We start from the raw sequence: 11120 nt of genomic DNA, 5'->3' as shown, positions 1-11120 counted from the left end.
TGCCGCTTCTAATTTGAATTCAGCGCTAAATAGTCTTCTTGTACGTTTTGTCATAGTGTCACCTGTTAACTTATGAGGTGATGATATCACCTCTAACTAAGTGACCAAATTCAGCGTACCACTACAGGAATGAGGATAAGCAACCTGTAATGGTTGATGGCGTAAAAATTTATGGTTACTTGTATATACATAGGCAAAAAGTCTCAAATTCAGAGGCATCCAGAGTAAAAATCCCTGTCACACAGTCTATCTTTGACATTGTGCAGATGAGTTATACAGACCGTATACGCTGCCCTTATATCGTCCACATGAAACCAATACAAAGACAAAGAGGCGTTGCTAAAGATTGTGACCATATCTACCAAGTCCAAAGTCATTACCTAAGCAAGCAGTTCAGCAAGATACGTGACAAAGTTGGTGTCAAATCGCACTTACCAAGTAACCAAAGACCGACGTACCATGAGATTCGTTCCTTAGCGGCACGAATGATTGAAAAGAAAGGCTTAAGTGCCACAAAGAGGATGGCTCATAGCAATTCAAAAACAACGGAGATTTATACGAAACCTGATCAAGCCGTATGGAATGAGTGTGAGCCAGTTTCTGTATACCCGAACGACAACTAAAGAGATATAGCCAGCTTTTTCAGTAGTTTCAATTTGAGGCATAAAATGCAAATGCCCCAAGCTAAAATCAATATAGAGAAATTCACCCGACTCGGCGGATAATGAAACCCCGCAGCTGTCAGCTGCGGGGTTTCAAAAGACTGGTTATTTTCGTCCTCTAGATGCGCGTTTCTGTGCCATTGCACCATCTTTTGCCAATATTCCGCGACCGTACCTCATCACCATAGCCGGTGTGGACCAACGTCCAGCTTGCTGTACTTGCAAGATGGTGTATCCATCGGTCAATAAATCCTGACACGCGCCAACTCTTGCACTGTGGCCAGTAAAAGTGGCAATACCAACCTTGCCCAAATTAAGCGCTTCCCATGCTTTATTGAAGATCTGCTCGATAGTCCATGACGTCATTTTCTTATGTTTTTTGCCGCTTTCAGGGTGGGCTGGGTCGATTAACTTTGGTCTATATGGCGTGTTGTGTCGGCTCACACCGACGAACAAGAAAGCTTGTTCATCTGTGTCATCAAGCCCTGCTAATTCTACGTATTCATAAATAATATCAACAGCTTCTGGACTAAACACCACTGTATCTGGTTCGCCACTATGATTAGATTTCGTGATAGGGATAGTCAGCAAAGCCGTTCCGTCACCTGGGTACTCTAAGTGACCAAAACGGATGTTTGCGATTTCCGACGCACGAAGTAGGGTTTCATAAGCAACAGTCAGCAAAGCCAGATCACGACGATACCGTAGGCTAGGGGAATGACGCCACAATTCGGTTATCTTATCTAAGTGTTTCTCTCGAAACGCTGAAGCCTGTACAATTCGTTCACCCGCCTCAACTTTTCTTCGAAAGATACCGGCCATCTTGTCACGCACGATTTCATCAAGAAATGGATCCGGACAACCCGAGATACGATGAATTTTTGAAATGGCCCACGCATAAGATCGATTTGAGTTACGGTGTAAGTCGTCGACCTTATCTTCAAAGAATAATTCGATGGTTTCTGCGGCTGCTGGCAATGGGTGATGTTCATGCTCGTGACACCATTTCTCAAATCGTGACCAGTTGCTATAGAGTTGAGAAAGTGAGTTCTTAGCATAACGCTCTTCACGTTTATTGAACTCTCGCAAAAGATGGTTAATAGCATCTTGAATTTTTTGGTACTGTTCGTTCGATGTACCGTGCTTTCGTGCGAGCATGATCGCCTGGTGAACATGTTCTGGCCTTAAACGGGAAAAGTCCGTATGAAGTGAGATTTCAGTGCCGACCATATCATTTCCAACTTATGCTTTCGTAGTTCGTTACAGTCTAACCAATTCCATGCATTTTTTCTAGATCACATATAATTGTAATTATCTGAGATCTAGAAAATGTGCAATTTATGGCTTTAAATCTACGCGTGATTATCCTGACATTCAATTTATCTGAGTTAATTACAGTGTCACTTTTATTGGAGGGTAGAGGGGCTAAAATTCTAACAACAACGCATCCAGTAAATGAACGGTACATTTTTACCGTGCTTCGCTTCACACGACAATTATCGAACATCGAACAGGTGTTCGTTCGTTCTGGACGTTCGACCAATGTTCGATTATAATGAATGACATCGAAATCTGAACTTGAGTACCATCTAATGAGCGACATCAGCACACAGAAAGACCTTACCGCAGATCAACTACAACGACGCCAACGTGTTTTTGAAATTTGTGATTCGCTCTTCGTTAAAGGCGAGAAAACCAGTGTTCGCAATGTCTTATCAATGATGCCGGACGTTAAATCTACCTCCACGATTAACGTGGATGTCCGTGAATGGAACACTCAAGCTAAGAACAAACGAATGGACCTCTTCAGAGAACGAGGCTTTAGCGATGAATTTGTTGAATTGTTTTCAACTGAAATCACTCGATTAAGCGCCGCTAAAGATGCAGAGCACAATGCCGAAGTTCTCATGTATAAAGATGAAGCAGATCTGGCCAATGAACTCCTTTTGAAGACGGAGGGTGAGCTGGAGTTAGCCGGTGTTAAGCTTGAAGAATCAAACACTACAATTTCATTGAAAGACAAAGAGATAACCAAGCTTACAACCGAACTTGCGCAAAGCCAAAAGAACTGTGAAGGTATTGAACAACGGCTGACGGATGAGATTGGTGGCTTGCAGGACAAGTTGAATAATCAAAAAATCGATCTTGATAAGGCTCAAAGCCAAGTGGCCAAGACTGAGGTCAAACTCGAAAACCAAGAGACACTAATAGGCAACTTAGAAACTCAGCTCAATGAATGTCGAAACAAGATATCCGAACTAAGTGACACTGTGACTCAGAAATCCGGAGAAATCATCAGGTTCGAAACTCAGGCTCAGGGCGATATTCAACTGATCAAAGAATTACGTGAGAGTCGAAACAAATTCAGCACTGACCTAGCAGAAGTTGAAGCGGAATACATTACAACAAAATCTGAAAACGCACGCCTAGCCAGCGAGTTAGAGCAAGCAACGATAAGGTTTGGTACTGCATCAGAACGACTAACCTCTCTATCAGATCAGTTTACTGAGCTACGTATGTCTAACAGTCAAAACATTAGTACCATCGAAAGACAAGGTGCCTTCAGTAGCCGCCTAGAGGATGATGTTAAGCGTCTTACTCAGCAAAACGAAAGTCAAAAAGAAGAACTAGCGAATAACCAGACCATCATCAAAGAACTTGAGGCCAAAAACCTTCAATTGGGTAACAATTAGGTCCTATTCATTCGACACTCATTTTTCTATTAGATGGTGTACAACCATATGTGTACTCATCTAACTGGAGAGAATTATGAGAGCGACAACAAGCTTGTGTGATGTGTTCCAGGACACTAAATTTTCGGCAATCAAAGACAAGCTCCAAGACATTGCAGAAATCAATCAGAAGTTTCATGAGCAATTTCCCCACTATGGCCATCAACTGCGTGTTGCGAACGTCAACGGGGGCAGCATAGCTATTGAAGCCCCAAACAGTATGGTACTGACGCGTTTAAAGTTCGATAAGCAACAAATTCTTGCTTGGGCTGAGAAGATTGATTCAACAATCACTAACTTGAAACTGTCCGTTAACCCTACTCTTTATAAGTAGTGAGGATCAGAGATTCATGACGAAGGATCAGTCAAGCGGCGAAAATCGATTGTCTATTTGACAACAATGCAGCTCGTCCCACCTAAGATGAGTTTGTGGCAATATAATGCGCCATGACAACGTATTGACGAATCCACATGAAAATGTGGCAGAGTGAAAGTCGCCTAACAGCGACTTTTTCATTTCTACAGTAAGTTGCTCTACTCTATTGAGTCGTTCAAAAGATTCTATACATCCGATGCTTGAACCCTGCAGACTTTAAACTATTCACTCAAATCAACTTTGTGTATTTATCCACCAGCAACTAACAAATTTTGTGGATATCTAACTACCCTATAGAGCTCAGAGGCTTAAAACCGATATTTGTACAATCTATGTATGAATTTAAGGGCCTTATTTGCACACTTATCATTAATATTAGAGTTCAATTGATTGGGACATGAAATGAACCTAATCGAGATAAGTAGCTATGACTAACTCAATACAAAATGAATATGCGAAGGAAAGGAACGTACTTGCGATATCTCTGTGTATGCCTTTACTAGCTACCGCTTGTCTAGCTGGGCTCTTGATTGGAAAAGGTAAAGTAGAGCTTTCTATCTTTCAAGAAGTAAGCGTCATTATGGCGTGCAGTGGGTTTATCATTGGGATCATCTTTGGCAATCGACTCGTTCTAACTCAAATGCAAAAAGTAATCACGATTCGCGAGAGAAATAACCAAGTACTGCGTATTAACACTGCTTTAGATAATGGTGACATCAAACCGTATTTTCAAAGTAGAGTTTCACAAACAAGTGGAAAGATAACGGGCTGTGAAGCACTGGCACGTTGGGAATGCCAAGGTTGCGTTATCCCACCTGCAGAATTCATCCCCTTCTCGATCAAAGAAGGCTTAATTTCAGAAATAGACACCGAAATCGCTGTACAAGCCATCGAACAATTAAAGGTTTGGCTGATAACAAATAAAATCACTGACGATTTCACTTTATCGTTTAATGTTGCCGCCGACACTCTACAGTGTACTGATTCAATCAAAAAAATTGCCAATGCTTTGAGTACAGTGGTCAATGAAAGGATATCAATAGAAATAGAGATTACAGAACAAACAAAAATTGAAACCAATGACATGATGCTCAGAAATATCGAGCTCCTGAAACAGTCGGGAGCCGATTTAGCTCTGGATGACTTTACTGCAGGTCACAATAGTATGACTATGTTGACGACCATCAAGTTCGACACAATCAAGTTCGACAGAAGCCTCATTACCTTTAAAGTCAATGATACAAGATCGCAGGAGATAAGCATTAAAGTGCTAGAAAACTTTGTCATCCTGTCTAAGCAGCTGGGGTTGAACACCACTCTAGAAGGGATAGAGACACCAGAAGCACTACAACTATACCAATCTTCAGGTATAGAGAGTTTTCAGGGCTTTTTATTTTCAAAGCCCTTGTCTTCCAATGACTTCGAACAACATTATACTAATTTCAACCATTAACACACGATGCCTAATGGAAGTTCCAAAGGTGGATTGGTCAATGTCAGTGGTCGTTTTGTATTGGCTCATGGTGACGCAAGATTAACGCTATCCGCTAATGAAGTAGAACAAATGACTAACTTGATTACCAACGCGTCTTAGTACGGCTAACGTAGAGGGAAAATGATGATAAAACGTATCAAATTTAATGTTTTAGGATGTGGTATGAACACGAGAACGTCAGCTAACTAACTTCTTGTGGATGTCGCACATGAGCGATTGAATAACTGGTTAGTTGAACAAGCAGTTTCTATTGTCAGTATTGAATCTATTTATGAGACTAAAATTGACACTGGCGACAGTAGATTTATTTGCCTACGACTTTGGTATGCTGACTAAACTGTAACCCACCACTAAGGCAAGAAAAGGAAAAAGTAACTGATGACCGAACTGGTGGGTGCTTTCAAAAACGTTTAGTTAACTGGCTCACTATCTTGAAGATCAGCCTTCACCGCCCCATCGACCAAGAGTACAGACACCGAATAAATAGACTGTTCAATGTTGCCATCTTCATTCATCCGTTCATAACCACCGATAGTCTTGTCCCCGTGCTGTTCTACCAATTGGCTCAGGGATTGTTGGTTCAAACTGCCCTCGCCTTCTTGCACTGATTCAGACGCGACAACTGACACAGAGACAGTGAAAGACATTGAGGCTACCAAAAAAAAAGCAAATTTCGAATTCATACATTTAATCTCTAATGGTCAAACATACTTGCTATATACAACAATTTACGAAAAATTTAGTTCTTGCTATAGCAATTAGACACATGGCCAGTATGAAATATCTGAATTAAAGCGTTATCGCTCTTGGCTGTCCATATTGTATACCCAAATGAACTGGGCCTAGCTTCTAAAGACCAATCGCTTTGGATCTCATATACGAACCTTGGTGTTTTTATGAAGGTGAGTAGCGAATGGCGATAGTAAGTTTCAACCGTGTCCTCTTTGATTTCTACAAATTCAGTCCAAGACAGGCAGACGGCAAGTAGGCAAAGAGATATCACTTCTTGCACCGGTGGGTGGTAACTATGGGATGAGCTGACCAGTGAGGTGTAAAACATAAACCCAATAAGGACAATGACCCAGCCTCTTACGAAATTTAAAACAGGCACCGTCGCTTGATATTTTGCATTAAAAATAGTCATTGAATTAACTCCGCAATACGTTGATAAGAACCTGGAACCTTACGACTAAACCAATCGTAACGATGTACTTTTTGATCTCGGCTAAATACGTAATCTTGGCTTTTGGTTTTGGTCCACACTGCAACCACCGATTTCGATTTGAATTCATCACTCAGAAACTCAATCGCTCTCGGGGTCATAAAATTTGGATTGATAAAATATGCAGATAGGCCCTTAGACCAACACATATCTATAAACAGTGGATCATCTGAGACAAACACTCGCTTGGTTTTGTTAGTGCCTTTTGTGTAAGACCGGATGAATGGTGATCTCGCGGAGCTGTATCCATTGAGTTTAATGAACACTAAGCGACCTTTGTTAACGAACAATAAGATGGGTTCGCCTTGAAACTCAGTGATGGCATCAATAACGGCATTGGGAACCCAACCGTTAACAGCGTTCACATATTCGATAAATTGTTCAGCGTCTGGAATACAGGATAGATGGTTAGGCACATTGCGTTCATCCACTGAAAGCCCCCACTCTTCCACTTCTTTTGGCAAGACTCTCATTCTCGCGATGTCCATAACGATATCCGTGAATTTGATATCTTCAGGTGTGAGTTCACGGTAAATGTCAGCAGGTATATTCAAACCGGCTAGGCGACATAATTCTATAATGGCGCGATGTGGTGTTACTGAGTGGTCGTTTGAATAGGCGTCGATAATCGAAGTAGATCCACAAGACTCACAGTTGAAACTGCCAGTGCCTAAAAAGTGGGTCCCCTTGTTTCCACAGGAAGGGCATAACAACTCGACCATTTCACCAGCACCTAATCTGGGGACCAAGTGACCAAAGGCTTGATCGATTGTTTCTTGGGTCATCTTTGGGAATAGATGCTCTTTCAAATATCCATTAACTAGATCGGAATCCATACGCATCTCCGTTTCATTCATTTACACCGAAGGTAGTAAAGAAAGAATGGAGCAATAACGCGATAAAATGGTTAAATAATGAAAGATATTTGGATGTTTATTAGGTGTGAAGGAGTAAAGAGGTGTCGAGGTAATGAAGATTGAGACTGGATAATTAAGTTTCCATTTTAACCTTTAGAGTAAAACTGTTGAATGTAGATCGCTTCAAACAGCATAATATTTTCCCTACTTGTGAAGCACATTGAAGGGAATGCAACGCGCAGCAGTCATTAATCATCGTCACCTTCAAAGGCTTTGTCTCGATCCATCTCATTTGAAAGCCAATGAACATATGGAAGACCTCCAAACAGTTTGTCTTCTTCTCTTTCAGGGGATGAATGACGATGAGATACGCCACGTCTCCTTACTCCAGAATTTTTGCGTCGGTTGTTCTGCATTCTATTACAAAAATCATCGTGGCTTTGTTGCTCAGTTCTTCGTGACATATTGTAATCTCCTGTTGTTGCATATTTTAGTTATACAACAAAAAAGCTACTAATGAATATGTTCCGTACCCAAATTGGGGGGAATGTATTTAGAAGTGTTGTATTGCTCGGTCTAGACAGTCGCCGGTATCCGCATTACAACCGATGATCACATTCTCACGGTATCGCGTTGAATCGTTGCCAAAGGCTGGCAACATTGCGCCCTGTGACACCCTACGAGGCTTTTTCTGGTGGGTAGCATCAAGTAAGCCATTGATATCCATATACGCTTGCCATTGCTTAGGCGACATCTGAGCGTATTGTTCCGGTTCTATGCCAATAGTGAGACGACTGGCCGCTGACCTACTAGCCGACATCGCAAAGTGTTCTATTTCTTTATCCGGCAATTCAACTGAATATTGGTATTCGAATTTGTCCCAAATACAGTAAGAGTAACTATCCACTTTTGTTTCTTTTGGTACAGGTTCACCCTTGAAGCTACCAACTCGTACAAATCTACTTTGTGAATAAAGCGGAAGCGTAAGTTTCGTGTCACTTTCATATAAAGCCTGTAGAACCGGTGAATGAAATTCAAAGGAGTTCGGTTCAATACAAAGCTGTCGCACTTTTAGCTGGTGGCCATCATCAAAGTGATTTCCTAGACTGATGCGAGAAGAAACATTTCCTTGATGCACCACTCGGTGGTACATGTCCATTGCATAACCGTTACTATCTATAATCGCAGCTAAACGAGAATCAAAGTCATGATTGCCATATGAGCTACCTCGTGAACGTAATGTAACCTTCACTCTGTTACTAGAAATGCGCTCGATACCTTCAACTTGAGTAAAGATAATGAAATCCGAATAATGCCGTGCAATTTCAGTCACAATTCGCATTGACTTAATATCACGTTCCACCAACTTGCTCTCATGAAGCTGCAGCTTTAGCGAATTAATCAAATCAGACTGTTCACCACGTTTACTCAAACTCTCGATCTGAGAAGACAACATCGTAATGCGCTTTCGAAGAGGATGACCAGGCTCCCTATGATATTGCTCCAGACTTCTTCTTAAAACTTCATCATTCTTTATCATTTCAAGCTGAGACTGGAACTCTCTTCTGTCTATATCCACATTGACTGTCAGTGATACACATTTAAAATCAGCACCAGTGCAGTTATTCACTGATTGACTAACTACATCCACATCGGCTACTAGAGGTAGTAGAACCTTCAATGTCTCTAGATAAGTTCCGTTATAACTTTGACTCGTCTTTACATAACCACGTAGATCCGCTTTAGAGACAGCTAAAAACGCAGCTTCATCTTTCAATTGCTGAAACAGAGCCTGCGTTACTTGCTCGCTCGGAACTACGCGCTCTACAGTTGCGTCGAATGGCTTTGCAGTCACTAGGCTAGACATTAGAAACAACAAAATAAACATACGTCCCATACATCACTCCTCCACTGTTAACGAACTCAAAGCAGTACCATACCCTGCGGTCTGTAAGCCCACGTATGGAACAACAAGAGGGTACGTTGGTTGATAGCGCTCAATTCTGAATGGGTATCTCATTCCGGCTGCGACTTTAGAGAAGGCAACATGGGGTTCGCCATTAAGCATCAACATGAATTGTTTAGGGGTTATAACCTGTGAAGAACACACCGCATCAATGCATCCTTGTCGGATCGTATTAATCTCATCTGTATAACGTGACTCTATCCATGCTCTATCAAAGTTGGAATCAACGAGAAGCCAATCATCAATATTCGTTTCATCCCCATGGAAATCCGTGGCTACCTCCCGGATACGAACAGTACTAAACACCGTCACATGGGACCCCAATAAAGTTGCCTGTTTTGTATCTTTAGGAAACACCAATTCTCCATTAAGCAATTCACAATAGGTTGGTATCCCTGAACGCTTGAATACTGAATCAGATTCGGAACCTTTTTCGTAATAGTACCCACGACCTATATGGACTATCTTTCCTGACACGTTGATTGCTACTTCTGGCTCTCGGTGAAACAACTGAGCTGTTGTCAGCGATTGATGTGATAAGTAATCATCTGCCGATGCGAATAACATGCAATGGTACTTAGCCCTAAATTCGACCTGCTCTATGGACAGCTCTGGGACACTCATCTTCATAGTCACATACCGAGTATCAGAGATTAAAGATGGAACGGCTTTTACCAGATCATTCATCTTCTCAGAACCAGGTAGGACAAACGAATAGGCAATGTACTGAGACGTTGATGGCTCACCTATTGAGTCAAACACAGGCACCTTATTCAGCTTAACTTCTTGTGGAACGAACCCCGTATCCTTAAATATCGTAGATACCTTGATACGTTTAACAAGCTCCTTTTGTTCCTTTGCTCTGAGCCTTAACCACTGAGAATAGATTCCGTCTTCTGCGCGGAACTCAATTGGTAACCGAGAGTGGCGTGACTCTATCAATGTAAATTGGTTTAGCTGCGCACTTAGTACATCTTTGGGCTTTGACTCAAGTTGCGACATGCCACTAGCACTGTTATGAAGGCTTTGAGTGATAGCCTTAGCAATTTGTTTATCGACTATCAATTTAATGGTTGTTTCTAAGCAAATGCCAACATCGCATTCAACTTTATCCTGAGCTAAGACAATAAGTTTCTGAATGGATGGCTGGTAGGAATACACAAGTCCATATTTGTCTCCCTTGGAAATGGTTTGCTCAACTCGTTCCAATGCATCAACTTTAGCGGCTTCCACACCTAAAGCTTCTAAGCCAACCGTAGTTTGCGCATCCATGATTAATAAACTTCTCCCTGAAACCTCATATGCTTCAGAAACGAACGACATGATCATCAATGCGATTGTGGTATATATCTTCATTCGGAAACCTAAAAAAAACCCTATTGGAGTTTGTATACACCAATAGGGTTTAGTTATTAGAAATATCGATTAAACGTCATCAATATGGGCATTATGTTAGTTTTGTGTCTTGATCATAATTCACGTCACCATCGATTTCTCCTACTGAACCTCCAAAGCCAACTACAGTATCAAGCTTGTCGCCATTGATAATTTCATCGGCGTCCATTTCAAGATTTGTCTTGTCGCCAGTAGTTAAAGCTGTCGCAATATCCAACTTATTAGAGTTGTCTCCTAAGTTTGCGTCAGACGTACTCGGGTCCATATGTCCATCGTTTGGAGCGTCAAATCCTGTTGATGCTAGTTGAGTACCACTTTCTCGCATCATAGAGTCATGTTCTGCACCATCGTTAGGTGCTACCGATGTATCAAACTGGTTAGGAGTATCCATCGCCACTTGCGTACCCGATAGCTC

12 protein-coding genes are annotated in these 11120 nt (G+C 41.6%); 5 read left to right on the top strand and 7 right to left on the bottom strand.

Features of this window, described 5'->3' with window-relative positions; genetic code table 11:
- The first annotated feature begins 308 nt into the window (after positions 1–308).
- On the top strand, positions 309–623 hold the full coding sequence (locus AB4138_RS15750; RefSeq protein WP_372306704.1) for a hypothetical protein: 315 nt from the start codon (positions 309–311) through the stop codon (positions 621–623).
- 144 nt (positions 624–767) lie between these two features.
- Here AB4138_RS15750 and AB4138_RS15745 read toward each other — a convergent pair whose 3' ends face one another.
- Entirely contained in the window at positions 768–1892 is a 1125-nt protein-coding gene (locus AB4138_RS15745) for a tyrosine-type recombinase/integrase (RefSeq protein WP_372306701.1), read from the bottom strand.
- 329 nt (positions 1893–2221) lie between these two features.
- Between AB4138_RS15745 and AB4138_RS15740 the strand changes: the two genes are divergently transcribed.
- The 4 genes from AB4138_RS15740 (at position 2222) to AB4138_RS15725 (ending at position 5364) form a co-directional block, all read left to right on the top strand.
- On the top strand, positions 2222–3355 hold the full coding sequence (locus AB4138_RS15740) for a hypothetical protein (protein WP_136987190.1): 1134 nt from the start codon (positions 2222–2224) through the stop codon (positions 3353–3355).
- A 76-nt stretch (positions 3356–3431) separates the two neighbouring features.
- The gene (locus AB4138_RS15735; RefSeq protein WP_102305834.1) at positions 3432–3728 is read left to right on the top strand and encodes a hypothetical protein; all 297 of its coding nucleotides are present in this window, start codon (positions 3432–3434) and stop codon (positions 3726–3728) included.
- Positions 3729–4197: 469 nt separating this feature from the next.
- Positions 4198–5223 carry an EAL domain-containing protein gene (locus tag AB4138_RS15730; RefSeq protein WP_372157530.1) on the top strand — a complete coding sequence of 342 codons (1026 nt, stop codon included), beginning with the start codon at positions 4198–4200 and terminating at the stop codon, positions 5221–5223.
- Positions 5224–5229: 6 nt separating this feature from the next.
- Entirely contained in the window at positions 5230–5364 is a 135-nt protein-coding gene (locus AB4138_RS15725) for a hypothetical protein (protein WP_372306698.1), read from the top strand.
- Positions 5365–5675: 311 nt separating this feature from the next.
- On the opposite strand, the gene AB4138_RS15720 is transcribed toward AB4138_RS15725, so the two are convergent.
- The 6 genes from AB4138_RS15720 to AB4138_RS15695 all read right to left on the bottom strand — a co-directional run.
- Positions 5676–5912: a hypothetical protein gene (locus AB4138_RS15720; RefSeq protein WP_136987187.1), complete on the bottom strand. Its 237-nt coding sequence runs from the start codon at positions 5910–5912 to the stop codon at positions 5676–5678.
- A gap of 493 nt (positions 5913–6405) precedes the next feature.
- Positions 6406–7323 carry a hypothetical protein gene (locus AB4138_RS15715; RefSeq protein ID WP_372157528.1) on the bottom strand — a complete coding sequence of 306 codons (918 nt, stop codon included), beginning with the start codon at positions 7321–7323 and terminating at the stop codon, positions 6406–6408.
- 269 nt (positions 7324–7592) lie between these two features.
- Positions 7593–7808, bottom strand: a complete 216-nt coding sequence (locus AB4138_RS15710; RefSeq protein WP_081231368.1) for a hypothetical protein — start codon at positions 7806–7808, stop codon at positions 7593–7595.
- Between the two features lie 89 nt (positions 7809–7897).
- Positions 7898–9241 (bottom strand): hypothetical protein, encoded by a 1344-nt coding sequence (locus tag AB4138_RS15705; RefSeq protein ID WP_372157527.1) that lies wholly within the window; start codon positions 9239–9241, stop codon positions 7898–7900.
- A 3-nt stretch (positions 9242–9244) separates the two neighbouring features.
- The gene (locus AB4138_RS15700; protein ID WP_372157525.1) at positions 9245–10666 is read right to left on the bottom strand and encodes a hypothetical protein; all 1422 of its coding nucleotides are present in this window, start codon (positions 10664–10666) and stop codon (positions 9245–9247) included.
- A 91-nt stretch (positions 10667–10757) separates the two neighbouring features.
- A partial coding sequence (locus AB4138_RS15695) for a hypothetical protein (RefSeq protein WP_372306695.1) occupies positions 10758–11120 on the bottom strand: 363 nt, incomplete at its 5' end.

This window comes from Vibrio sp. 10N.286.52.C3 (assembly GCF_041468865.1).
GTDB classification, from domain to species: Bacteria; Pseudomonadota; Gammaproteobacteria; order Enterobacterales; family Vibrionaceae; genus Vibrio; species Vibrio crassostreae_C.
Note: the sequence above shows the minus strand (reverse complement) of the source record. Positions and strands in the feature narration are given on the sequence as shown.